This is a genomic window from Shewanella sp. 4t3-1-2LB, from assembly GCF_017368415.1.
GTDB lineage: Bacteria > Pseudomonadota > Gammaproteobacteria > Enterobacterales > Shewanellaceae > Shewanella > Shewanella fodinae.
Genome location: NZ_JAFNJD010000001.1, coordinates 48,709 through 74,091, shown reverse-complemented (window position 1 = coordinate 74,091; position 25,383 = coordinate 48,709). Strand labels below are relative to the sequence as shown.

Below are 25,383 nucleotides of genomic sequence, written 5' to 3'. Positions count from 1 at the left end.
CATACATTCTTCAGCGAGTGCTTCAATAGCAGATAACTTTTCGGTTATGATGCCGTCATTATCCGGCGTCAATCCACAATAACAAGAAAGTCCATGTTCAAGTGTACACACCTGCTATTATTCGCAGCACTCAGTTTGCTGAGCCAACCGCTGTTAGCACAGCCTCAAGTTGACTTAGTCGTTGTTAAGAAATCACTGTCACAGTTACGGTTGATGAGCAACGGCAAAATCCTACACGAATACCATATTGCCATGGGGGACATGCCTCGGGGCCACAAGTTGAAAGAAGGCGACCAACGCACACCTGAAGGCCGCTATGTCCTCGATTACAAGAAACCCAACAGTACCTATTATCGCGCTATCCATATCTCCTATCCCAACGATGAAGATATTTTCCGGGCGCGGGCACTGGGTATTAATCCCGGCGGGCAAATTATGATCCACGGACAGAATCCGCATACCGCTTTGCCTCCAGAAGAAGCACAACAGTACAACTGGACCAATGGCTGTATCGCTGTCACCAATAAAGAAATGGACGAAATCTGGAAATTGGTGGAACCCGGAACCCCCATCGAGATTTGGCCATGAGTCAGGTGGTCGACTACCAGACGCTAATGGCATCGTTTGCCGACTTCGCCACTAGGATGCAAAAGTTTGTGCATCGGCTAGGCTTGCAGGTGCTGCCCCAATGTGATCATGCCGCTATACGGGTCAACAGCCGGCAATTGGCCGACAAGCTGCGACAGCAGTTTTTAATCGACGGCGAGCTCTTGTCTGACAAACAGATCAACGGCCGCCCAATACTGATTATTAAACTGCCGCAAGCACTGCGTTTGGAGCAATACCGCATTCCCTGTATCGAATTGCCCTACCCCAAGGATAAGCATTATGACAGTGAGGGTTGGGAACATATTGAATTAGTGCTGCCGTGTGAAGCCACTGACTGTGGGCAGTTACGCCAAGCACTGCTGAACAGAATACCGACGCTCGCCACAGTCTTCGACGGTGATGACGCTATCAGTATCAAATACAGCAGTCCGGCAGGAGCGGATGAACGTTTGCCTAATCCTACAATTGCTTTTTACTGTGAAGAATTATGCATCAAAGTGCACCCACACAGCATCGAAGCCATTATTGCTAGTGAAGCGACATAATCATAAAGAAGCCCGGAAATATCCGGGCTTTTTCTAAATAACACGCAAACGGTTAATCCAGCACTCTAAGATTGTCTACGACGTTTTTGACATCATCAGTATTACGGGCAATATTCAACGCGAGATCTTTTTCAGCCGATGAGTGCAGCTCACCATCTAGCGAAACGACGCCATTTTCTGTCGTGACATTAATAGCAGTGCCGCTCACTTCCGGCTCAAACAACAACCGTGTTTTCACCACAGTGGTGATTTTAGTATCGGTGAGCACCTGCGAGGCATCATCCGCATTATCGCCATTTTTGGTTGGCGAAGCAGGCATGACCGTCAGTTTGTTATCAACCGATTTCACACCTTCCAGACCTTCCACCAACTCGCCGGCTAAGGCTTTATCAACATCACTGTCAACTTCGCCGGTCAACGTGACTTTGCCCTGATGTACATCGGTGTTAATGTCGAAATTGTTGAGATTGGTGTTCAGTAACAATACGCTTTCTGCTTTACCATCAATCCAAGCATCATGGGCCTCATTCTTCCAAGTCTGGGCGTAGCTGTAAGCCGGGATCAGTAAACCCAGGGCAACAGTGGCAGATATCAGCTTGTTATTCATAACGACCTCCTTCTTGTGATTGAAAAACCGAGTTTTTATGCCAAATTTTCAATTGGTGATTGGCGCAACGGACAAAAGCCCGGGTAACTCGTTTGTCGTTTTAGCTAATACCAGAATGATGCCAACTTTACTAAATTGATTTATTTCATATATTTACAATATAAATCACATCTACAGCATGCGATGCTAATCGTCATTAAGGTAAAATATTCACGCCCGCAGGTAACTTTTACTGCACCAACCGTTGCTAAGACCCCTGCTCATTGCCGGGAAAAACACTATCGAGACTTAACTGTCGCGCCGCGGCCATATCCGCCAGCAGCACGGATACAGATTCTGACTCGCAATAGGCAACACTGCGGCGATGCCAACTCGCAACATTTTGCTCCAACTGCCACAGTGCCAAACGGAAAGCATGACTACTGGGTGGTGGCATCGACAGTGGCTGCTGTTTTAATGCCCGATAACGATGTGCCAGCAGTGGCGGGATCCAAACCAATGCATGTTGCAACGATGGCCAACGACGCCCTTGTTGCTCTGCCAATCCGGTAAAACGCAACAGACTCCCGGCAATTCCGGAATGTAGTCGTTGTAAGCGTGTTAACGTCCGACGCAAACGGTAGCTATCGGTCAACTGTAACCAACGTTGCCGCAACGGCAATGGGTCCAGTTCTAGCCGCAGATTGAGGTATAACAACGCAACATCGGTGTTGCTGAAATGCTGGCAATTGCCATCATGTGTAAGCAGGCTCAACTCAGAGTGCTGATGAGTCACATTTCGCATCATCATCTCCTGTTAATTCATCATAAGACAGCATCATCCTGCACAAAACTATACAAACACCGTACCAAGCAGCCGTACGGCAAGGCTGAACATAGCCTTGCTTAGGCTCAGATTGTCATTGTTCACACGCAATATCTGTCTTAAAGTGGCATAACACTGTTGCAGGAAGCTTCTATGTCTCGTCCCAAAATCTTTATCCATATCAAAGACAAAAACCTACTACAGCAATTGTCTGACTTGCCACAGCTACAACAGTGTGAGTGGGTTATCCCTTCAAGCGACTGGCTAGAGACACTGCAGCAAGCAGATGCCGATCTGGTACTGTTACAATCAAGCGCAGTGATCAATAGCGAAGTACAACAGCTCAGCATCAGCAATCTATTACTCCAGCAAGAATGGCTGTTTTTCAGCGATGGTGCACCAGATCCAGCATTGGATCAGCTCATTCATAAAAGTGCGGGCTATCACTTTCGTCCACCAATCGATGACAAACTGCTGGCAGACGTGTTGGATGATTTTCTAGCAGACTATGCGCAACAGCAGCGACAAACTGCACTGAAGGCACGTTGCACTAGCAGCGCATTGGATCAATTTGGGTTATTGGTGGGCTCATCCCGCGCCATGCACAAGCTGTATCGTACGCTGAGAAAAGTCGCCAACAGCGAGGCCCAGGTATTGATCATGGGCGAAAGCGGCACCGGCAAGGAACTGGTGGCTAACACCCTGCATCTTGCCAGCAATCGCAATCAGGGGCCGTTTGTGGCGATCAATTGTGGCGCACTCAGCCCAGAGTTAGTTGACAGTGAGTTATTTGGCCACATCAAAGGTGCCTTTACCGGAGCGGTCAAAGATCATAAAGGCGTATTTGAACAAGCTGAGGGTGGCACGCTGTTTCTGGATGAGATCACTGAAATGCCGCTGCCCCATCAGGTGAAACTATTGCGAGTGCTGGAAAATCGAGAATATCGCCCAGTAGGCAGTCAACAGTTAAAAACCGCCAATGTCAGGATCATTGCCGCGACCAACCGCGACCCGCAGCAAGCTATTGCCGCAGAGTTGTTTCGGGAGGATCTATATTTTCGCTTGGCGCAATTCCCGTTACTGGTGCCGCCATTACGCGAACGTGAACAGGACATCATCGGCCTAGCGCAACATTTTCTAGCATATCGCAATGTAGCGGAAAATACTCAAGTGGCCATTGCCGACGACGCTCTAGCCAAAATCGCAGCGCACAACTGGCCTGGCAATGTCCGAGAATTAAAATACACCGTTGAACGTGCTTATATTCTTGCCGATGAAGTGGTACTGCCTCAGCATATACAACTCGCTGAAAACATTTCGCTTGCAGAGGCGCCGCTGGATGCCAGTATCGATAACATCCCGGCGGGGATGCCCTTGGAAACGTTGACCCGGGCGGCGATAGAAGCCACATTGGCAGAGAATAATGGCAACCGTACAGCCACCGCAGCGCAATTGGGGATTAGTATTAAAACGTTGTACAATAAATTAGAAAAATATCAAGAAGATCAAAACGAAAGCACTTAGTTTTAGCTAATTTTCACACATTCCTCTGCCCTCCCTATCTACGACTTTGGTGTAATTACGTTATAAAAAAACTTGCATAGCGTCAGCCATCCGCTAATCTGTACACAATCCATTAGATTTTTCTTATGGATAAGTCATCCAGCCCTGTCGCTCACATCTCAGGGCCTATAAAAAAGAGAGGAAAAGAATGACCAAAGTCGTGGTAATAGGTGCCGGACTCGGGGGCGTGTCTGCAGCATTTGAACTGAAACAACGGTTACCCGCTGACAGTGAAGTGATGGTGATTAATGAACGGCCTGATTTTCAGTTTGTACCCTCGAACCCCTGGGTTGCCCTAGGTGAACGCAAGACCAAAGATATCTGCCTGCCGCTGGATACTTATCTGAGCAAACGGAAAATTGCGTTTTCTGCTGCCGGCGTCAGTGCCATTGATCCCGACAACAAATTGTTAACACTCGGTGATGGAACGCAGCAATCCTATGACTACTTAGTTATATGTACGGGTCCTAAGCTGAACTTCGATGCAATTCCAGGCAGTGGTCCCCACCATTTCACTCAGTCTATCTGTACCGCAGAACATGCTGAAAAAGCCTTTGAGGCCTATCAGCAACTGCAACAATCACCTGGTCCGGTGATTGTTGGTGCATTTCAAGGTGCCAGTTGCTTTGGCCCGGCCTACGAATATCTCTTCTCACTGGACAGCGCTCTACGTGCGGCCAAAATCCGCCAGAAAGTGCCGTTACTGTTTGTGACTAGCGAACCTTATATTGGTCACATGGGATTAGGTGGTGTTGGCGATTCAAAAGGTCTGATGGAACACGAATGCCGCAAACGCGATATCAAATGGATCTGCAATGCCAAAACCGTCAAGGTGGATGATGGTGTTATGCATGTAGAAGAGCTCAATCGCAAAGGTGAAGTCGAATTTACGCATGAGCTACCGTTCAAAATGTCGATGATGCTGCCGCCATTCAAAGGCAGCCCAGCGATTGCTGCGGTTCCTAAGCTCTGTAACGATAAGGGCTTTGTTCTGACCGATACCTACCAGCGTTCAGTGGCTTATCCCGACATCTATGCCGCAGGTGTGTGTGTCGCGCTGCCACCGATGGAAGCCACTCCAGTACCGGTCGGCGTCCCCAAGACCGGTTTTATGATCGAATCCATGACCACCGCCATCGTTGACAACATGTTGTCGGCCATCAAGGGCGAAGCGCCTAAGACGATCCCAACACTCAACGCTATCTGTCTAGCGGATATGGGCGATAAAGGTGCGGCATTTGTGGCCCTACCACAAAACCCACCACGCAATGCTAACTGGACTTCCATGGGGAAATGGGTTCATCTGGCAAAAATAGCTTTTGAAAAATACTTTATGTACAAGGTTCGTCGCGGCACCAGTGAACCCATATATGAAAAATATGTATTGGGCGCTGTGGGCATCCATCGTACTGAAAAAGGTGATGACTAACCTTGTGGATGGGCGTTGGTTAATCTTCTGTAGCCGAAGGTAACAACACATTAAGCGATGCGGGCCGTACCTGAATATTTAAGGTACGGCCGCGGAAATACTCACCATCTATGACGTAATCCATACGTTTAGCCGACGAAATCTTGATCTTGGCGACTTTTTGATGATGTGCATTAATCTCTAGCGACTGTTTGGTTAAGCCGTTCACCGTCAGTTCCGCAATGGTCAGCAGCGATTCGCCCAGCCCATCCGTCGGCGTCAACCAGGTGACATCCAATAAACCATCACACAGATCCGTATGACCAGCGCCCTGAGCTAAAATGGTGGTTACAGGGGCACTGTTTGCCACTGTAACCGAGCCAGTATGCAGCGTAAATGGCGCAGATTTGTCCAGACGAACGTTCAATGACATCTCTCGATTTTGACTAAATGCCTGCCAGAAGCCCTGTAAGTAGGCCAGTTCACCTAACGCATTTTTACGTTCACGGTTAGCCGTTTTAATCATTTGCGCCTCAAACCCTACCCCGACCAACAGCAATACTGGACGTCCATTACATCGGGCAGTATCAATTCGCTGTTGTTCGCCGTTGATGATAGCCTCTAACGCAGTGCCAAGTGGCTCCAACTTGGCGCCTAAGCCCCACAGCACCTGACTGAGCGCATTTGTGGTACCAAGCGGAATAATGCCTAAAGGTAAATCTGTACCAATAACCGCCGAGGCCACCTCATTCACTGTGCCATCGCCGCCTCCGGCGACCAAAATGTCTGCACCGCTTCGAATCGCTTTACGTGCCAGTACGGCGGCGGGCCGCTGCGGTGTCGTTTCCAGCACCTGCACCTCATAATATTGCTGTAAGCGCTGACAAATTTCCTCACGATATTTAGGCCACTTGCCACCGCCAGAAACCGGGTTAACGATTAACCACAACCGATGTTTTAACGACAGTTCTTGCGATTGCCAAAGCCGCTTTAAAAATTTAAGTTGCCGTCGATTTAAACGAATGCTGGTACGATGTTGGCGAATATCAGTCAGCACCTGCGTCACCGAATCAAACGATTCCCGACACAATAACCACGCCGCAACCATCAACACTGAACGCCCTCGCCCTAGCGCACAATGCACCAACAATTTGCGACCATGACGTTGCTGTCGCGACATCCATTGCAGCGCTCGCCGCATGGCGACTTTAGATGGTATTGAGTGATCCAGTACCGGTAGATTCAGGTAGTTAATTCCAGCCTGTTGCAAATCGGCCACCGCAATCGCATCAAATTCAGAGGTAACATCCAGTATTGCGCCAATTTGCAATCGTTGTAATTCGTCAATATCAACACTAAACAGACGACTCCCTAAATAGAGATCATCACGGATTTTACTGAAGCGTGGCACGGTGTCATAACGTCGAAATAAGGCATTAAAACTGCCAACAAACCAGAGAAAAGGCAGTAATACCCAACGCATCAGCATAGATAACTGTCCGTTGCTTCGTTTGCGAAAAATACCCGGACGGTTAACAGCGTAGGCACTGGCGACTAATGTGAATGCCAGCGCTGTCCAGCATAGCGGTAGCCACAGCCACCACCACGAAGACGGTAACAACCACATTAGGAATACCGCCGACAAGGCGATCAGTATGTACAGTGCACTTAACGGCATATAGCTCCCTGCGCTTATCCGTTCAGGCTCAGACCAACCTGATATTATTGAACAGTTTTTTTCAGTACTTTATCCATGCTAGGGACGACTGTTGCAGCATCAAGACGCATCTGATACCAGTTAATGCGCCAGTCTAAATGGGGGCCACTGGCACGACCGGTAGCACCGACTTCCGCCACCGCTTGTCCCTGTTTAACTCTATCCCCCGGCTGCAGGTAGAGTTTGCTCAGGTGTAGAAATGTCGAACTGACACCATAACCATGATCGATGATGACCGTGCCACCAGAATAGAACATATCTGGCACCGCCAAAGTGATAACGCCATCAGCAGGGGCGACCACCACTGTGCCAGTTTTAGCCGCCACATCCACACCATAATGGGGATTTCCTGGCTTGCCGTTATAAACCCGTTGGCTACCATAAACGCCGGAAATTCTGCCCGTTAGCGGCCAAATAAAGTCTTCTGCAAAGCCAGATTCGTCTGAAGATATCGCTCTGGCCTGTTTCACCATCGCGCTATCTTTGGCTGCTCTAGCAACATCCTGAGGATCTGGCTGCATGATTTTTTGACTGATGCCGTTCACCTTGGCAATACGATACTGGCGCTCAGCAATTTTAAGCTCACGGGTCTCTGAGCGACCATCGGGATATGACATAGTCAAGGTATGCTGCAATGGGGCTTCCCGCTCAAAACCAAAAGCAAAATCCCCTTGGGAATTGACCTTTAACGGCTCACCATTCAGCAATACTTTCGTTCCCGGGGTTACATGACCGCGCAGCAGTGCGCCTTGTTCGAGTGTGCCTTTAAGCTGTATTCCATCCTTAAGTGCGGTTGCGGCCAGTCCCCACTGTGGGCTACTGACCCACAATAAACTGGCCAATAAAGCGTACGACTTGGTAAACGACATAAACGACGCGAGTGCCTCCAACCTCAAAGGGTTACAATAACTGACCAGCTACGGCGATGGCGCCTTTTCCTATCCCTTCAAACGCCATCACCCGATAGCGACGGCCCGGCATTTTTGCCGCCAGGGTATCTGCCATAAATTGTGCTAATAGCTCTATGGTAGTGTCATCTGGTAGCAGATCACAACAACCTTTAGGCATTGCCAATTGAAACTCACCTTGGGGCGCGGTGTAACGAAAGCCGTAGTGACTGTCATCGCTGATACGGCATTGGGGAGACATAGTCAGTTGGGTAACAGGGACTCTGTCAGCTTCGCTCCCCAGATAGACATCTTGCCAGCGTTCAGCCCAGTATCGATCCCACTCAGGTGCCGCCACACCATTTTCAAACACGTTAACCGGACTACGATGTCCATGAGCAATACGCTGACAGTTACCATCATGTTTTTTCAATCCATGACTGTAGTGGTAGAAAGGTCCATCAAGCAGCTCATTGCGCAGTGTCAGGCTGATGTTGTCGACGTTGTCTGGCAACGCATCCCGCAACGCGTTGATGAGAAAATCGGTCACACTATCAAAATCAATAAGTTCACAGGGTACCAACGCAAAAGCCTGTGCTGGACAACCTAAATGAATCGACCCTTTACGGCTGGCAAAGTCAATCCACACCGTATCGCTTTGTTGCTGCCAACGCAGGTCGCCGCAGGCCGTTGGCACCAGCAAACGATGATCCGCCACATCATCAATAACGCGCTTGACGGTGCGTTTAACTTTGCCAAAATCCAGCACCATGTTTTGCTGATCCAGCCCGCCGTCCAACAGCACATCAACAATCCAGCTTTCCCCTACCATGCCCCGAAACGGACACAGATAGGAAAAATCGATCACCGTCAAATCCTTTACAAACAGTTGCATGTTTTCTCCTGGGCAGAAATACAGTCCACCCTGATTTCATCGACATTGAATAAAACAGATGCCAACACCAGCCCATTGGTTAGTGACATTTTTTTGTGCTGCTTTTTCAAAGAGCCACAGCATTTCAATTTATATTCCGTTATTATACCTGTGTCACTGACAAACTTAAGAATACGTAAGACAGGTACCCTATGAAAACCCTTATATGCAACGCGCAACTGGTGAATGAAGGTGTCATCACCAGCCAGGATCTGTTGATTGAAGATGGTCGGATCAGCAAGATCGCCGCACAAATCACGGCTCCAGCGGGCGCGACGGTTGTCGATGCTACAGGCAAATATCTGTTGCCTGGCATGATTGATGACCAAGTGCATTTTCGTGAACCCGGATTTCCTAACAAAGGCACTATCGCGAGTGAATCACGTGCAGCTGTGGCTGGCGGGATCACCAGTTTTATGGAAATGCCCAATGTCAATCCGCAGACCACCAATCTTCAAGCACTGGAAGACAAATATACCCGAGCCTCCCAAAGCTCCTTGGCAAACTTTGCGTTCTATCTTGGTGCCACCAATAACAACCTCGAAGAGATCAAACGCCTCGACCCCAATCAGGCCTGCGGTGTGAAAATTTTCATGGGAGCGTCTACCGGCAACATGTTGGTAGACAATCAAGCAACGTTGGAAGGTATTTTTGCCAATTCGCCGGTGGTGATTGCCACTCACTGTGAAGACAGCCCAACGATCGCCATTAACGAAGAGAAAATGCGGCAGCAATATGGTGAACACGTCCCTGTTTCGCTGCACGGCGAAATCCGTTCGCGCGAGGCCTGTTTAAAGTCGTCCCAACTGGCGACAGATCTGGCAATTCGCAATAAAGCCAGATTACATGTGCTGCACCTGACAACCGCTGACGAACTGCACCTATTCCTGCCCGCGAAAAAACTGGCGGACCTAAAAGGGGCTAACATCACTGCCGAGGTCTGCGTACATCACCTGTTCTTTAATGACAGCGATTACGAGCGGTTGGGTAGCCAGATTAAATGTAATCCGGCCATCAAAACTCGTGCTGATCAGTTAGCGTTACAGCAAGCGGTTAATGATGACATTCTCGATATCATTGCCACTGACCACGCGCCACACACTTGGGAAGAAAAACAGGCCGACAGCTATTTTAAGATGCCGTCGGGTTTGCCATTGGTGCAACATGCTCTGCTGAGTCTGCTAGATTTGCACGCGCAGGGGATTTTCTCACTGGAAAAAATTGTCCAAAAAACCAGCCATGCCGTTGCCGAGCGTTTTGAACTGAAAGATCGTGGTTACTTGCGTGAAGGCTATGTTGCCGATTTGGCCTTGGTCGATCTTGGCTCGCCGTTTACGGTAACCAAAGAAAATACCCGCTATCACTGTGGCTGGACCCCGTTTATGGGGCATCAGTTTGCAGCCAGTATTGCGGGAACCTGGGTTAATGGCATCCATAAATTTGATGGTAATCGCTTTATTGATAACACCGTAGGTGAACGCCTGCAATTTAACCGCAGCCGCTGATTTTCCGCCTCAACTAAAAAAACAGGCACATCAAAGTGCCTGTTTTTTTAGGTTACGATTAATTACTTTTCAAGCGGCGGTCTAACTGGTCTTTGAGATTGGCCGGAACACCTTTAATCACAATAGTATCTGAGATAGGGTCATAGATCACCCGTTCACCAAGATGTGTACTGTCAAAACTCAAAGACACGCCGCCGCCAGTGCCGGAAAACTTCTTCAGTTGTCGCAGCGTAGATTTATCGGCGGGGAAATTGTCTTCCAAGTCATATTCGCCCTGTTTAGCAAAGTCATAGAATGACTCCATCCCTGATTCCGCCAATTCATCGGCTAAGTCCTTCAGTTGCACATCGATGCCAGTTTCAACCTGTTCTTGGCAATATTCGAACACCCGGTTGCGGCATTGCTGGCGTTCATCTTTGGTTAAATCGCCTTCCGCAACATAATCTTCTACCACCTGCATCAACTGCTTACTTTGCTGTTTGGCATTGACGCCTTCAACACATCCCATAAAATCGAGGAAAAAATCCGCCACTTTACGGCCAGCTCGGCCACGCACGAAAGAGATATACTTGCGGGATTCGCTATCGCGTTGCCACTCGGTAAGATCGATGCGGGCAGCCAACTGCAAGTTGGTAAGATCCAGATGATCATTCTGCGTCAGTTCCATATCGTCCAGCACCGTCATGGAAGACTTGGCATTCAATAACGCTACAAACAGGTAATCTGTTGCCATATGTTGGTACAGCGCTAACAACAGGAAGCCGCCCTGGCTAAAATCGTACTTTGACAACTCTTCTTGCAGCAGCTTGCCAGCAGCAGCAGAGAGCTCAACAAAACCTAACGCATTTTCAAGATAAGACTGCAAGGCATTTTTAAATGCCGGATTGGCTTCGCCATCGTCACCATGAACCCCAAAAAAACCAAATCCCTTACCGGCTTTTGATGAGTAAGTCTGGTGTAATTCTTCCACCATTGCTTCCACAGCTGCGCCGTTAAGCAACGGTTGTGGCCGTAAACGGCAACCTAACTTACCTTCACTGTTCAAAGTGATAGCGTGAATAATCGCTTGTTCAACGTGAATACTCATAGGGCTTCGTAGTGCTACTCTGTGGTAAATCCGGTATTATATGCCGCTATTCTAGTCACGAGTGAAAATTTTTTGATATGCCGATTCAATCCAAATACAGCAACGCCGAAGTTGAAACCCTGATTACTGAACTGTTGAACGTGCTGGAAAAACACCAGGCCCCGACCGATCTGAGTCTGATGGCCTTAGGTAATACGGTTTCTTACCTGCTGACAACAAAGGTCAGTAAAGAGTCCAGAGAGGCACTAGCCGAGCAATTTGCTAAAGCGCTGACACAATCGCTGCGCTAACTGGCGCTAATTACTGGTATCTTTTACCGAAAAAACCGTAAGATACACAAGCAACTCGAAATACGCGGAAGCTGAATGGTGGAGCAAATAAAACAACGAGGAAGAGACAGAGTGTCGCGCCTGATCAACTGGGGGCACTGGTTTGCTTTTTTCAATGGCATTCTGGCCATGCTGATCGGTATTCGCTACCTGCAATCACCAGGGCTACCGGACTCGCTGATCGGTTGGGGTTACCTCACGGTCAGCACTATTGGTCATTTCAGCTTCCTGTCGTTTATTGTGTACTTGGTGTTGTTGTTCCCAATCACACTGCTATTACCTTATTCCCGTATTTTGCGTGGTTATGCCGCCATTATTGCTTGTATCGGTTTATGTACCTTGCTTTACGATACGGTGGTCTATCAAGACTACGGCATGCACCTCACCCCTTTTGCCTTTGATCTGGCGTGGGCTGACCTGAATGGGTTAATGCAGGGGCCGTCATTTATCATCATACCGGTGGTCATACTGACCATAGAATTAGTGGCCGCCAATTGGCTATGGAAGCGTATTGAACGCATTCAACGCCGCAATTTGGGCAATAAATTAGTTGTTTTTATTGGCATCTGTTTTGTGAGCAGCCATCTGGTACATATATGGGCTGATGCGGCAGATGTGACCGAAATTACCCGATTTGATGACACCTACCCTATCTCTTACCCAGCAACTGCCAAAACCTTTATGGAAAACCATGGCATTGATGGCAGTAATAACCCAGATATCAAAGTCGAACGCAGCCTCCGCTATCCTCAAGCGCCATTACAATGTCATGCAGATGCACAACCAAATGTCTTAGTGATCGCCGTTGATAGTTTTCGGGCTGATCTGGTCGATAGTCAAACCATGCCATTTCTGCAGCATTACAGTCAGCAAAACCAGTTATTCACCCATCATCTGAGTGGAGGAAACCAGTACAGTAGCGGCATGTTTTCGCTACTTTACGGATTACAGGGTAGCTATATGGATGCAGTGGACCTTAATTACACCGCACCGTTGCTAACTCAAACGCTGAAACAACAGGGGTATCAACTTGGGCTATTCACTACCGATGATGGTGTAAATGAAGCCAAGCCCAAAGCAATTTTCAAGGATTTCGCACCAGTATTGGCGTCAGAAAAAGGCGGCAGTGCATTGAGTGATATTGCCAGCGTTGATGCTTTTCAGCAGTGGCGACATCAACAGCGTGGGCCGTGGTTTGCCCTACTAAATCTTAAATCTCCCGAAGATTATGATACGCCTGTTGGTTTTTTAGGCGTCCAAACGGTAAAACCTGCGAAACCGCTGAAACCCGCCGAAAAAGTGCTGTTCAACCAATACCGGCAATCGCTTAACTTCATTGACCAGCAATTGCAGCGATTACTGGAAGCATTACCGCAAGATACTATTGTGCTGATAACCGGTGTTAACGGAAAGCTATTCACTAGTAATACCGATGAAGCCCGTCACAACCTATCACCAGATAATATACAGGTACCGTTGATCATCCACTGGCCTGGCAGCGTGAGCGGCAAAGTAAATTACCGTACCAGCCATTACGGTGTAGTGCCAAAGCTCATGACTCAAGTGCTCGGATGCACGAATCCGGCATCTGACTACAGTGCAGGACGCCATCTGATGCAACCGGATGATCAAACCTGGCTATATATTGGCGACAATCGTGTCTTCGCTATTTATCAACAAAATGAAATTACCGTAATTGATCGACACGGGAAATACCGGATTTACGATGAAGATTATTCCCATAGATTACACAAAAAAATGAGTGCTCCGGAAATGATCGAAGTCATGCGCGAAGGTCGGCGACTTTACAGCCATTAAACGCAATTAAAGCGTTAGCAGTATTTTAGGTAGCGCGCACAAACTAGGCAGTTGAATCCGTTCAGCTAATTTGCCGCTTGCACTGCATCTTGGCTCTTGGTAAAGTTCTGCCTCGTTGAAACAGACCTCTGCGCGGTTTGTTTGCTCACAACACATTCGGTATGTAGCGCAGCCCGGTAGCGCACTGTCATGGGGTGTCAGGGGTCGGAGGTTCGAATCCTCTCATACCGACCAAATAAGTTACTGAAAAGCCTAGCAATTATTGCTGGGCTTTTTTGTTATCTGCTGTTTTTGGTGCTTACCTGTTAGGTGGCAAAACTGTGGCAAAACGAAATCGCGTTAGTAAAAAATTTTCCTGAATTTCACTAACTATCGAAGACCATTCAACTGCTGTTGCAGCGATGCTATTTGCCGATCAATTGACACCACTTGAGAATCGGCAGCACTGGTTATTGACTGCATTTCTTGGGAGATGCTTTGCTCCCACGTGGCCCCTGCCAGGTTGTTGCTTGCGTAGTTCTTTTGGTGCCGGAGCTTATCTAGCTTTGCATCACGCGCCTTGAATACCTGCTGCCGCTGGTACTCAAGTTTGCTGATTTGGCGATTGAGATCTTGTGCTTTGATGTAGTTTGCAATTTCAGTGTGATTGTCACCTGTTGCCGCAGTCGTGACGGAAGACTGAGCAGCATCAGTTTGACGTTGTGCTCCCACTACACTGCCGACTTTAGATAAATCGACAGGCGTTGCATTATCAGCGCATGGCTCCTGCGAGAATATTACCTTTCCATCTACTATGCATTTGTAGACATTTGCTTGGCAGATTGGGGTTGCGACAAGTATCACAAAAGCGATTAGTTTTATACCGTCCATAGTATTTACCGGTTGAGTTTTAACGGTGTTATCATAGCTGATGCATTGCAAGGCACAATAATTCAACAATCGTGTAGCGCGCTGACCAAAAAATGGATTCGCCTAAATGAGAAAAGCGGGCGACGATATTGGGGCCATTTTGGCCTACTCGATTGTATCTTCTGCTGATCTACCAATGCTCAATATCGTTGGCAAATTGTATTGATCGGAAAGGACGTTAAGTAATTTATAGGCGGTATAAGGAGCTTACTTGGTTGCCTTTCCTCACTTACACCTGATTTTTCTACACGCTTTTAAATAAGGTTTAAACTTGCATCAAATCTTTGTTAACTCTGGATTCGCCTGCTAAATTTTATCCACTTCCCGCTAATGCCGGATTTCTCATATCGATGGGTCGGTTACACATCTACCCGACTAACGATAGCTTTTTATCAAATGAAGCTATCCAGGCGCCAAGCGTGATATCCTCTACAGGTATGTTCTCAAACGCTTTAAACAAGTGAAGGTTGAACACTGAGCGATAGATTACCACTGCGTCAGCTTTTAATGCTTCAGGGCTGGTATCTATAAATAGCTCACAGCAGTCCCTGACGGTGACGCTCCCGGTACGGCACTTGCGTTGTTGCCAGTACGCACGAAACTCAATGCCATTGGCGATTGTGTTACGCAGTGCGGGGATAAGAACTCTTGCTGCAGATAATTTATGATCGGGACAATGGCCCAAGGTTAGACGGGCTGGACATCCTTCAATACGAAATCGGGACTACCATGTGATGGTGTCAGATGGAGTAACAGGGGCCGACCAGACAGCTCAGAGTTGCCGATATAGGGTTCAGCACTTATATCCCCGTACTTTGTACCAGATAAGGACAGTTAAATTGGCTGTGTACTAATTCATAAGAAGATTTACGCCCCTAGCGCGTACATATACACATAAAGGTACACACCACTTGGGAATGCAGGCTAAAATGGCAAAATGCTTGGAAATACTAGTATCGAAATAAAATTAATAAATACATAGTGATAGTTGATAAAATTAAAGGATTTGAATAGCAATGAAAGATAACGAACCAGCCACAATTTACTGGCACGATTATGAAACGTTCGGTGCCAATCCCTCTCGTGACAGACCTGCACAATTTGCCGGCATCCGAACCGATCTGGAACTCAATATAGTGGGAGAGCCAGATACATTTTATTGTCGTCTGGCCGAAGATTATTTACCCGCACCAGAAGCTGTTCTTATTACCGGTATAACGCCGCAACTTGTTAACAGTAAAGGGTTGTTAGAAACCGAGTTTATGGCACGCATCAATAATATTTTTAGCGTTGCGAATACTTGTGTTGCCGGCTACAACTCCTTACGGTTTGATGACGAAGTTACCCGCTATGGCTTTTATCGCAACTTTATCGATCCCTATGCCCGTGAATGGCGTAACGGTAACTCTCGTTGGGATATCATTGACTTAGTTCGTGCCTGCTACGCATTGCGGCCTGAGGGTATCAACTGGCCAGAGCGAGAAGATGGTAGTCCCAGTTTCAAACTGGAGCATCTAACACTAGCTAATGGTCTGGGACACGAAAAAGCCCATGATGCCATGTCAGATGTGTACGCCACTATCGCCCTAGCGAGATTAATCCGCGAACATCAGCCCCGACTGTTTGATTACTATTTCGGTCTACGAAAAAAAACTGCGGTAGCAGATCAGCTAGATGTGCTGAATATGACGCCACTCGTACATGTCAGCTCCAAAATCCCCGCCACTCAGGGCTGTACTACGCTAATAGCGCCGGTAACTTACCATCCGGTCAACCGAAATGCGGTGATCTGCGTTAACCTTAATATGGATATCAGTCCACTGCTGGAGCTTGAGGTTAACGATATTCATCGGCGCATGTACACTGCCAGAGAAGATCTGAGCGAAGATGAATTGCCCATTCCGGTTAAGCTAGTCCACCTAAATAAGTGCCCTTTTATTGCGCCCACCAAAACCCTCAGCGATGACCGTGCAGCAACATTGGGTATCGATAAAGCCTTTGCCCGTGAACAGTTCCGCAAGCTGCGGCAATCATCAGAATTACGCCAAAAACTGGTGGCGCTATATGAAATTGAACATGAGGCGTCCATCACCGACCCCGATCGCATGTTATATAGTGGCGGATTTTTCTCCGATGCAGACCGCAATAAGATGGAGATAATTCGCAATACCGCACCGCAGAATTTGGCGGCACTTGACCTACAATTCGACGATGCAAGATTACCGGAAATGCTATTCCGATATCGGGCACGTAACTACCCTGCACTGTTGAACTATCAGGAGAGTTTGCGTTGGCGGGAATTTTGTAAACAGCGACTGAGCGATCCTGACTATGTGCTCAGGCTAGAAAATCTAATGGAAGAAACTGCTGCAAATGAAAGCAAACAGCAGTTACTAAAGGCCTTGGTACTTTACCTGCAGGCACTTTAGCTGCATGATTCGATATCCGCTCACCTATAGGAAAGACGGATGCAAAACAGATTTATCCGCGGCATAAACCGTTTGCCGCAATCTTTGAGCAGCGTGCTGGTACCTATGCTGGGAGAAGCGTTTGCTGGTCATTTTGATGCGCAGCAGCTAGCCCATCTACAACACGCCAGCGGTCTGAATGAATCCCAGTTGCTTAATGCTTTGCTTCCCATTGCAGCAGCCATGTCAGTCGCGCCTATCAGTGACTTTTATGTGGGAGCAATTGCTAAAGGCCAGAGTGGCGCAGTATACATGGGCGCTAATCTGGAGTTGGCAGGGGAAGCTTTATGCCACTCAGTTCATGCCGAGCAGAATGCCATCAGCCACGCGTGGTTAAGTGGTGAAACCCAAATCACCGATATTTGGGTCAATGCCAGCCCTTGCGGCCACTGTCGCCAGTTCATGAACGAGTTGGTCGCCGGTGCCAGCATTCGCATTCATTTACCGGAACAACAAACTGCGCCATTGGCGCATTACTTACCTTACGGTTTTGGGCCTAAAGACTTAGGGATCAACTTCCCCCTACTGACCAAACAACAAATAGAATTGGCTTTCGAGAGTAGTGATCCGATGGTGATTGAAGCTTTGGATCATGCCAGCTTGAGTTATGCGCCCTACAGTCTCAGTCACAGTGCGGTTGTTCTAGAAATGACCGATGGGGTGACTTTTTGCGGTCGTTATGCCGAAAATGCCGCATTTAACCCTTCCATGATGCCAATGCAGATGGCTCTTGCTAATTTGATCCGCCACAATCGCGATTTTGCCGATATCAAGCGGGCGATGTTGCTGGAATCATCGGCAGGCAAGCTGTCCTTGGTGGATATGAGTATGGATGCATTACATGCGGTAGCCAATGTTGAACTAGAGCACGTGGTGGTATCACCGCTGTAAATACAAATGGGCTACAGTAATGTAGCCCAGTGTCATCCCAATTAGGTTACAGTAACTATTTATTTATCTTGGCATTTCTGCAAACGAGCCATCAAGCTAGAAGTATCCCAGCGGCTACCGCCCATGGCCTGCACTTCTGCGTAAAACTGATCAACTAGAGCCGTCAGTGGCAGCGTCGAACCGTTGCGACGAGCCTCATTAAGGGCAATGCCAAGATCTTTACGCATCCAATCAACCGCAAAACCAAAGTCATACTCACCTTTGAGCATGGTTTTGTAGCGGTTCTCCATTTGCCAACTTTGAGCAGCGCCTTTACTGATCACCTCAACCACTTTCTCACCATCCAGCCCCGCATTCTTGGCAAAACTCAACGCCTCTGCCAAACCTTGAACGACTCCAGCGATACAGATTTGGTTTACCATTTTAGCTAACTGCCCCGAACCAGTATCGCCGAGCAACTCTGCACTGCGAGCGTATGCGGTCATCACAGGTTTCACTGCGGCGAAAACGTTAGCATCACCACCAACCATCACCGTCAGCACACCTTTCTCTGCACCAGCCTGCCCACCGGAAACCGGTGCATCCAGAAACGCGATACCTTTTGCCGCCAACAATGCTGCCAACTCCCGAGCAACATCGGCTGATGCAGTGGTATGATCAACAAACACCGCACCAGCAGCCATGCCGTGAATCGCCCCATCTTCACCGGCAACGACCTGACGTAAATCATCGTCATTACCCACACAGGTAAAGACAATATCTTGCCCTTCCGCCGCTGCTTTTGGCGTTGCACAACAACGTCCGCCATACTCACTCACCCAAGCTTGAGCCTTAGTCATTGTTCTGTTGTAAACAGTGACCTCATGCCCATGCTTGAGCAGATGCCCCGCCATGGGATATCCCATAACGCCCATACCTAAAAATGCAACCTTGGCCATTAGACTTCCTTAACTAAATGAATGATAAGCAATAAATGGACAATAACAGAGTTATTGTCCGACATGAGTTTTTAGTGACGGACTGGCATTGTGCCATGGTCATCTAAGTAGTTAAAGGCACAGGCCCACAGATTCAGGGGTGGATATGCGCTTCCATCTCCGCACCAATCTTTTTACGCATCTCCATCAGTTTCATCGCAGAGTCGCGTAATTCAATATCCCGCTGTGTTACTGGCACCCATTCAGGAACAGGCGTCGGCTGTCCATCTTCATCGACAGCAACCATGATAACGATACAATGCGTGGTGGTCTCACGCTGGCAGAATTTGGGATCACAGGCTTTGACTTCCAGACCAATATGCATCGAGGTGCGGCCGGTATAAATGACCTTAGCGCAGACTTCGACCATGTTACCCACCAGAATTGGCCGCACAAAACGAATACCGCCAGCATAAGCCGTAATACAGTATTTACCGCTCCACCCGGCGGCACAGGCGTAAGCGGCAAGGTCAATCCACTTCATCACGGCCCCACCGTGCACCTTTCCACCAAAATTCACATCTGTTGGCTCTGCCAGAAATCGCAGGGTAATCTCTCTATCTAAACCCGCCATTATGATCCTCTCACGGCTATCACAGCTTCCGATTAACATCTGCAACTGAGTGTATTCGAAAAATACATTTTAGAAAATTGTTAGCGCCAACAAGCTGGTTTATTGCATTAGCAAACATCAAATTAATAAGAATGTGATAAAAAAAGCGCCACTCAGGCGCTTCCTTTCAAAACTTATCATATTCGTTTCAATAGCAACGAGCCGTTGGTACCACCGAAACCAAAAGAGTTACACAACGCATATTCCAATTTCGTTTGGCGCGCTGTGTGCGGTACAAAGTCTAAGTCACAACCTTCATCTGGGTTATCCAGATTGATGGTGGGTGGCACAACTTGATCTTTGAGCGCTAACGCAGTGAAAATCGCTTCTACTGCACCCGCGGCACCGAGCAGATGGCCCGTCATTGACTTGGTAGAGCTGACCATAACATTGTAGGCCGACGCGCCAAATACCGACTTAACCGCCGCAGCCTCGGCCTTATCACCCGCAGGCGTCGAAGTACCGTGAGCATTGATATAGCCGATCACATCTAGAGCAACACCCGCATCTTTAATGGCATTAACCATTGCCAGCGCCGCCCCTGCACCATCAGCTGGAGGAGAAGTCATGTGGAACGCATCGCCACTCATACCAAAACCATTGATTTCCGCGTATATTTTTGCGCCTCGGGCCTTAGCATGTTCATACTCTTCCAGCACCATAATGCCAGCACCATCGCCAATGACAAAGCCATCGCGGTCTTTATCCCAAGGACGACTAGCCGCTGTAGGATCGTCATTTCGAGTAGAGAGTGCTTTAGCTGCCGAAAAACCACCGACTCCCAAAGGACTCGTCACATCTTCAGCCCCGCCAGCCACCATCACATCAGCATCCCCGTATGCAATGGTACGTGCCGCAAAACCAATATTGTGCACGCCCGTAGTACAGGCCGTAGTGATGGCAAAATTAGGTCCGGTCATACCGTATCGGATGGACAGATGACCCGCAATCATGTTGATGATGGTACTGGGCACAAAAAATGGTGAGATCTTTCGCGGACCACCTTCCATCAAGGCAGTGTGGTTCTGTTCAATGAGCCACATCCCGCCCATACCAGCACCAATCGCCGTGCCGACACGGGTTGGATCTTCTTTTTCCATATCCAAACCAGCATCTTCAACCGCCTGGATACCGGCAGCCATGCCATACTGTATGAACAGATCCATCTTACGGGCGTCTTTTTTGGAGACATACTGTTCGACATCAAAATCTTTGACAGAACCACTGATGCGGGTTGCAAATGCGCTTGCATCGAACTTGGTGATGGGGGCGATGCCGCTTTTTCCGGCCAGCAATGCCTGCCAACTGCTTTCTACAGTATTACCCACAGGTGTAACCAGCCCTAGGCCGGTAATGACGACTCGACGTTTTGTCACGGTAGTCACCTTTCTTTAGTGAACGAATTGGAGAAAGAGGTGTAATTTTACCCCTTAGAACCGGGTTTTACAGAAAAAGCCCTGTTTTGTCATAGGACAAGTTCACGGGATAAAGCTATAAACAAAAACAGGCGGCATATTAGCCGCCTGTTTTCAGGAATTCAGTATTACTGATTCTTGGAAACGTAATCAATCGCTGCCTGAACAGTGGTGATTTTCTCAGCTTCCTCATCAGGAATTTCGGTATCAAACTCTTCTTCCAGAGCCATAACCAATTCGACGGTGTCCAGAGAATCTGCACCGAGATCGTCAACAAAAGAAGCTGCTGGCTTAACGTCTTCTTCTTTAACGCCCAGTTGCTCTACAATGATTTTCTTTACACGTTCTTCGATGTTGCTCATTAGTTTTCTTTCCTATTCAAATTACGCACTTGCGTAAGATTGCGAGTAGTTTATTAGATTTGACCAACATTGCAAGCCCCGTTTTCGTGGTCTAACCACGATTTAAGGCCCCAATTACTGCAGATCACCACCCAATTTGCGACAGTTCCTTGCAATCGCCATTAAACCATATACATCCCGCCATTTACATGCAAGGTTTCCCCAGTAATGTAAGCAGCAGCATCAGAGGCCAAGAATAATACGGCATTGGCAATTTCTTGGGCCTGCCCCAAACGCTCCATCGGAACTTGGGACATGATGGCTTTTTGCTGTTCTTCTGTCAGTTCATCCGTCATGTCAGTCTGGATAAAACCAGGAGCAATAGCATTAACGGTAATTTGACGGGACGCAACCTCTTTCGCAAGAGATTTGGTAAACCCGATCAAACCGGCTTTCGCTGCAGCATAATTTACCTGACCAGCGTTACCCATTGTCCCAACCACAGAACCAATACTGATAATGCGCCCATGGCGTTTTTTCATCATTGCCCGCAAAACAGGCTTAGATAACCGGAAAAGTGATGTCAGGTTGGTATCAATAATAGACTGCCACTCTTCATCTTTCATCCGCATCAACAAGTTGTCGCGAGTGATACCGGCGTTGTTCACCAGAATATCAATATCACCCACTTTTTCTTTGATCGATGCAAATAAATCTTCAATAGATTGCGGATCTGTGACATTCAGCACTAATCCAAAGCCACTATCGCCAAGATAAGCACTAATAGCTGCCGCGCCACCCTCACTGGTGGCAGTGCCGATGACAGTGGCACCAGCTTGCGCCAATGTTGTGGCTATCGCCTTGCCGATACCGCGACTAGCACCGGTAACCAATGCGACTTTTCCAGATAAATCAATGGCAATACTCATGAACGACTCCTTATTCCGTCAGGGCGGCAATTGACGCTGCAGTATTAACCGCCTGCGCTGCCAATGACTTATTGATACGCTTGGTAAGACCCGTCAACACTTTTCCCGGTCCCATTTCCACCAGTTCAGAAATACCGTCAGCCGCCATTTTCTCAACCGTTTCAGTCCAGCGTACCGGATTATACAATTGGCGAACCAAGGCATCTTTGATGGCACTGGCATCGTGTGGACAAGCCACATCAACGTTATTGATGACCTTAACGGTGGGTAGCGAAAAGGTCACGTTGGCTAGTGCGTCAGCGAGTTTCTCGGCCGCAGGTTTCATTAGTGCACAATGAGACGGCACACTCACGGGCAAAGCAACTGCCATTTTAGCCCCTGCTTCTTTACAAGCGGCGGCGGCACGTTCAACAGCTGCCTTTTCACCTGCAATCACCACTTGACCAGGGCTATTAAAGTTGACCGGACTGACCACGGCACCTTGTGCACAATCAGCACAAATACTGGCGATGGAGTCATTAGCTAAACCAATGATGGCATACATGGCACCAGTTCCGGCAGGCACCGCCTGTTGCATTAATTGGCCGCGTAACTCTACCAGTTTTACCGCATCCTGAAACGGGATGACACCAGCACAAACCAGTGCAGAATATTCACCAAGACTGTGGCCCGCCATCACTTGTGGCAGCGCTTTACCACTCGCCAGATAGACACGATACAACGCCACGGAAGCGGTCAGCAGTGCTGGCTGAGTTTTATCAGTCTCGTTCAGTGTTTCAGCTGGACCTTGCTGTACCAGCTGCCATAAATCATAACCCAGCACTTCGCTGGCTTCGGCAAAGGTGTCTGCCACTACTGGGTATTGCTCTGGCAAATCGGCCAGCATTCCCACGGTTTGAGAACCTTGACCGGGGAAAACAAAGGCAACGCTGTTCATATTTATTGACCTTTTGAATTGAAAACAGGTTGATTATAGATGGCAACCGCCAATGTAAGCAGATTGCCCTATTGCGGTATTGATACCTGCAACTAAAAACGGATCAGCGCACTGCCCCATGCGAAACCGGCACCGAAGGCTTCCAACAGCAACAACTGACCAGGTTGAATACGGCCATCCCGCACCGCCTCATCCAAGGCTATAGGCACCGAAGCTGCAGAAGTATTGCCGTGTTTGTTAAGGGTTATCACTACTTTATCCATCGCCATATCTAACTTACGGGCAGTAGCGGTAATGATGCGCAGGTTAGCCTGATGCGGCACTAACCAGTCAATTTCTGATTTATCGACGTTGTTAAGACGTAAGGTCTCGGTCACGACATGCGATAACTGAGTCACAGCCACTTTAAATACATCGTTGCCTTTCATGGTCATAAAGCCAACAGCTTCCGACGATTCACCGGCACGAGGAGGAAATGAGCATTTAAGCAAATCGCCCTGACTACCATCAGCAAACAAATGCGTAGCAATCACCCCCGGTTGCTCGCTGGCACCAACCACCACTGCTCCAGCGCCATCACCAAACAGGATAATCGTACTACGATCTTCCGGTTGGCATAAGCGTGATAGCACGTCTGAGCCAATGACCAACACTTTGCGTGCAGTACCGGCTTTGATGAATTGATCAGCAATCGATAAAGCGTAGATAAAACCAGAGCAAGCAGCGGCAACGTCAAAAGCCGGCACCGGCGCTATACCCAGCATGGCCTGAATTTCACAGGCGGCAGCAGGAAAAGCATTAGAGGCACTGGTAGTGCCACAAATAATCAAATCGATTTCACTGGCGTCAATACCAGCCATGTCAATGGCCATGACCGCAGCGTTATAGCCCATGGTCGCCACGGTTTCGTCACCGGCAGCTATACGGCGCTCAGAAATACCTGTGCGTTCAACAATCCACTGGTCACTGGTTTCCACCATTTTTTCCAGATCTTGATTGCTACGCACCTGCGCCGGCAGATAACTGCCAGTCCCAAGAATTTTTGTATGCATAGGAGAAATCAGCTATTGATGTCTAAAAGTATCGACTCGAGACGTTGTTCAATCATCTCAGGGAGTCGACGCGTAGCTTCGGTTACTGCCAGGCAAATCGCTTGAAGAAAGGCTGTTTCATCCGCATTGCCATGACTCTTAACCACTATTCCGCGTAATCCTATCAGACTTGCACCATTATAGTGGTCGGGGTTCATTTGGCGTAGCACCGATTGGATACTTGGTGCCAACATTTTGGCCAGCAGTCGAACGAAAAACCCTTGAGTCAACCCCTGCCTCAGTTGATGCAATAGCAAACGGGCAATACCTTCTGACGTTTTTAGGGTGATATTTCCCACGAAACCATCACAAACAATGACATCAACATTGCCACAGTAGATTTCATTACCTTCAATAAAACCTTGGTAATTGATTTGTGGTGTATGCGTCAGCAATTGCGCTGTCTGTTGTACCTGACCATTACCTTTTATTTCTTCACTGCCCACATTGAGCAAGGCAACAGAGGGATGCTGCTTTTTGGTCACAGCCTCACACAATACAGACCCCATTACCGCAAACTGAAACAAGGTTTCGGCATCACAGGAAACATTGGCACCCAGATCAAGCAGATAAACGGGCTGATGATTAATGGTCGGTAAACAACTAACTAACGCGGGACGATCGATTCCAGGCAAGGTTTTTAGCACCACTTTTGCCATGGCCATCAATGCCCCAGTATTACCAGCGCTGACACAGGCATCCGCTTGATGCTCTTTAACTAAGTCAAGCGCATAGCGCATCGAACTTTGCTTACGACAACGCAAAGCAAACGCTGGCTTATCCCCCATTTCCACTTCTTCTGGTGCATGGCGAATATCAATTCTTGATGTGATGCTTGTCTCGACTTGAGACAACAAGGGGGTTATCTGGTTTTCATCGCCAACCAGAATCAACTTGAGATGTGGATATATTCTAAGTGCCTGCACAGCTGCAGGCACCGTGATACGGGGGCCATGATCGCCACCCATCGCATCCAACGCAAGCGTCAGATCTGTCAT

The 25,383-nt window shown here is 48.2% G+C and carries 24 protein-coding genes and 1 tRNA gene; 10 read left to right on the top strand and 15 right to left on the bottom strand.

Annotation, left to right across the window (positions count from 1 at the left end; all coding sequences use genetic code 11):
* Positions 1–93: 93 nt before the first annotated feature.
* Both J3L11_RS00345 and J3L11_RS00340 read left to right on the top strand, forming a co-directional pair.
* Complete coding sequence (locus J3L11_RS00345; RefSeq protein WP_207569658.1) at positions 94–588, top strand: L,D-transpeptidase family protein; 495 nt, start codon at positions 94–96, stop codon at positions 586–588.
* The gene (locus J3L11_RS00340) at positions 585–1,154 is read left to right on the top strand and encodes a VOC family protein (protein WP_207569657.1); all 570 of its coding nucleotides are present in this window, start codon (positions 585–587) and stop codon (positions 1,152–1,154) included. The genes J3L11_RS00345 and J3L11_RS00340 overlap by 4 nt, the downstream gene beginning before the upstream one ends.
* 52 nt (positions 1,155–1,206) lie before the next feature.
* Here J3L11_RS00340 and J3L11_RS00335 read toward each other — a convergent pair whose 3' ends face one another.
* Positions 1,207–1,761, bottom strand: a complete 555-nt coding sequence (locus J3L11_RS00335; protein ID WP_133038734.1) for a BON domain-containing protein — start codon at positions 1,759–1,761, stop codon at positions 1,207–1,209.
* A 247-nt stretch (positions 1,762–2,008) separates the two neighbouring features.
* Positions 2,009–2,551: a hypothetical protein gene (locus tag J3L11_RS00330; RefSeq protein WP_207569656.1), complete on the bottom strand. Its 543-nt coding sequence runs from the start codon at positions 2,549–2,551 to the stop codon at positions 2,009–2,011.
* 168 nt (positions 2,552–2,719) lie between these two features.
* On the opposite strand from J3L11_RS00330, the gene J3L11_RS00325 reads away from it, so the two are divergent.
* Positions 2,720–4,090 (top strand): sigma-54 dependent transcriptional regulator, encoded by a 1,371-nt coding sequence (locus J3L11_RS00325; RefSeq protein ID WP_207569655.1) that lies wholly within the window; start codon positions 2,720–2,722, stop codon positions 4,088–4,090.
* A 187-nt stretch (positions 4,091–4,277) separates the two neighbouring features.
* Positions 4,278–5,558 (top strand): FAD/NAD(P)-binding oxidoreductase, encoded by a 1,281-nt coding sequence (locus tag J3L11_RS00320; RefSeq protein WP_207569654.1) that lies wholly within the window; start codon positions 4,278–4,280, stop codon positions 5,556–5,558.
* Between the two features lie 19 nt (positions 5,559–5,577).
* On the opposite strand, the gene J3L11_RS00315 is transcribed toward J3L11_RS00320, so the two are convergent.
* From J3L11_RS00315 to J3L11_RS00305, 3 genes are read right to left on the bottom strand one after another with little or no spacing between them, the layout of a single operon-like run.
* Complete coding sequence (locus J3L11_RS00315) at positions 5,578–7,215, bottom strand: diacylglycerol kinase family protein (RefSeq protein WP_207569653.1); 1,638 nt, start codon at positions 7,213–7,215, stop codon at positions 5,578–5,580.
* 44 nt (positions 7,216–7,259) lie between these two features.
* Entirely contained in the window at positions 7,260–8,123 is an 864-nt protein-coding gene (locus tag J3L11_RS00310; protein ID WP_189615420.1) for a M23 family metallopeptidase, read from the bottom strand.
* Positions 8,124–8,154: 31 nt separating this feature from the next.
* Positions 8,155–9,036, bottom strand: coding sequence for a 6-carboxytetrahydropterin synthase (locus tag J3L11_RS00305; protein WP_189615422.1), 882 nt, complete (start codon positions 9,034–9,036; stop codon positions 8,155–8,157).
* A 191-nt stretch (positions 9,037–9,227) separates the two neighbouring features.
* On the opposite strand from J3L11_RS00305, the gene J3L11_RS00300 reads away from it, so the two are divergent.
* Complete coding sequence (locus J3L11_RS00300; protein ID WP_189615424.1) at positions 9,228–10,580, top strand: dihydroorotase; 1,353 nt, start codon at positions 9,228–9,230, stop codon at positions 10,578–10,580.
* Between the two features lie 58 nt (positions 10,581–10,638).
* Here the strand turns inward: J3L11_RS00300 and yejK are convergent, their stop codons facing one another.
* A complete protein-coding gene (gene yejK / locus J3L11_RS00295) occupies positions 10,639–11,667 on the bottom strand; it encodes a nucleoid-associated protein YejK (RefSeq protein ID WP_189615426.1) in 1,029 nt (342 codons plus the stop codon).
* 77 nt (positions 11,668–11,744) lie between these two features.
* Here yejK and J3L11_RS00290 point away from each other — a divergent pair, with 77 nt between their 5' ends.
* From J3L11_RS00290 to J3L11_RS00280, 3 genes are all read left to right on the top strand, one after another.
* Entirely contained in the window at positions 11,745–11,957 is a 213-nt protein-coding gene (locus tag J3L11_RS00290) for a YejL family protein (RefSeq protein WP_189615428.1), read from the top strand.
* A 75-nt stretch (positions 11,958–12,032) separates the two neighbouring features.
* The gene (locus J3L11_RS00285) at positions 12,033–13,814 is read left to right on the top strand and encodes a DUF3413 domain-containing protein (protein WP_207569652.1); all 1,782 of its coding nucleotides are present in this window, start codon (positions 12,033–12,035) and stop codon (positions 13,812–13,814) included.
* 157 nt (positions 13,815–13,971) lie between these two features.
* Positions 13,972–14,048: transfer RNA gene (locus J3L11_RS00280), tRNA-Pro, on the top strand.
* A gap of 135 nt (positions 14,049–14,183) precedes the next feature.
* Here J3L11_RS00280 and J3L11_RS00275 read toward each other — a convergent pair.
* Positions 14,184–14,684 carry a DUF4124 domain-containing protein gene (locus J3L11_RS00275; RefSeq protein ID WP_189615432.1) on the bottom strand — a complete coding sequence of 167 codons (501 nt, stop codon included), beginning with the start codon at positions 14,682–14,684 and terminating at the stop codon, positions 14,184–14,186.
* Positions 14,685–15,739: 1,055 nt separating this feature from the next.
* Here J3L11_RS00275 and sbcB point away from each other — a divergent pair.
* Entirely contained in the window at positions 15,740–17,152 is a 1,413-nt protein-coding gene (gene sbcB / locus J3L11_RS00270; RefSeq protein ID WP_207569651.1) for an exodeoxyribonuclease I, read from the top strand.
* A gap of 39 nt (positions 17,153–17,191) precedes the next feature.
* A complete protein-coding gene (gene cdd, locus J3L11_RS00265) occupies positions 17,192–18,082 on the top strand; it encodes a cytidine deaminase (RefSeq protein WP_189615592.1) in 891 nt (296 codons plus the stop codon).
* Between the two features lie 59 nt (positions 18,083–18,141).
* Here the strand turns inward: cdd and J3L11_RS00260 are convergent, their stop codons facing one another.
* The 8 genes from J3L11_RS00260 to plsX form a co-directional block, all read right to left on the bottom strand.
* Complete coding sequence (locus J3L11_RS00260) at positions 18,142–19,020, bottom strand: NAD(P)-dependent oxidoreductase (RefSeq protein WP_207569650.1); 879 nt, start codon at positions 19,018–19,020, stop codon at positions 18,142–18,144.
* 133 nt (positions 19,021–19,153) lie between these two features.
* Positions 19,154–19,633 (bottom strand): acyl-CoA thioesterase, encoded by a 480-nt coding sequence (locus J3L11_RS00255; RefSeq protein WP_133037539.1) that lies wholly within the window; start codon positions 19,631–19,633, stop codon positions 19,154–19,156.
* Positions 19,634–19,809: 176 nt separating this feature from the next.
* On the bottom strand, positions 19,810–21,048 hold the full coding sequence (gene fabF / locus J3L11_RS00250; protein ID WP_133037540.1) for a beta-ketoacyl-ACP synthase II: 1,239 nt from the start codon (positions 21,046–21,048) through the stop codon (positions 19,810–19,812).
* Positions 21,049–21,215: 167 nt separating this feature from the next.
* The gene (acpP, locus tag J3L11_RS00245; protein WP_006081231.1) at positions 21,216–21,449 is read right to left on the bottom strand and encodes an acyl carrier protein; all 234 of its coding nucleotides are present in this window, start codon (positions 21,447–21,449) and stop codon (positions 21,216–21,218) included.
* A 161-nt stretch (positions 21,450–21,610) separates the two neighbouring features.
* The gene (gene fabG / locus J3L11_RS00240; protein ID WP_189615594.1) at positions 21,611–22,357 is read right to left on the bottom strand and encodes a 3-oxoacyl-ACP reductase FabG; all 747 of its coding nucleotides are present in this window, start codon (positions 22,355–22,357) and stop codon (positions 21,611–21,613) included.
* A gap of 10 nt (positions 22,358–22,367) precedes the next feature.
* Positions 22,368–23,294, bottom strand: coding sequence for an ACP S-malonyltransferase (fabD, locus tag J3L11_RS00235; RefSeq protein ID WP_207569649.1), 927 nt, complete (start codon positions 23,292–23,294; stop codon positions 22,368–22,370).
* A gap of 92 nt (positions 23,295–23,386) precedes the next feature.
* Positions 23,387–24,346, bottom strand: coding sequence for a beta-ketoacyl-ACP synthase III (locus J3L11_RS00230; protein WP_189615598.1), 960 nt, complete (start codon positions 24,344–24,346; stop codon positions 23,387–23,389).
* 8 nt (positions 24,347–24,354) lie between these two features.
* A complete protein-coding gene (plsX, locus tag J3L11_RS00225) occupies positions 24,355–25,383 on the bottom strand; it encodes a phosphate acyltransferase PlsX (protein ID WP_189615600.1) in 1,029 nt (342 codons plus the stop codon).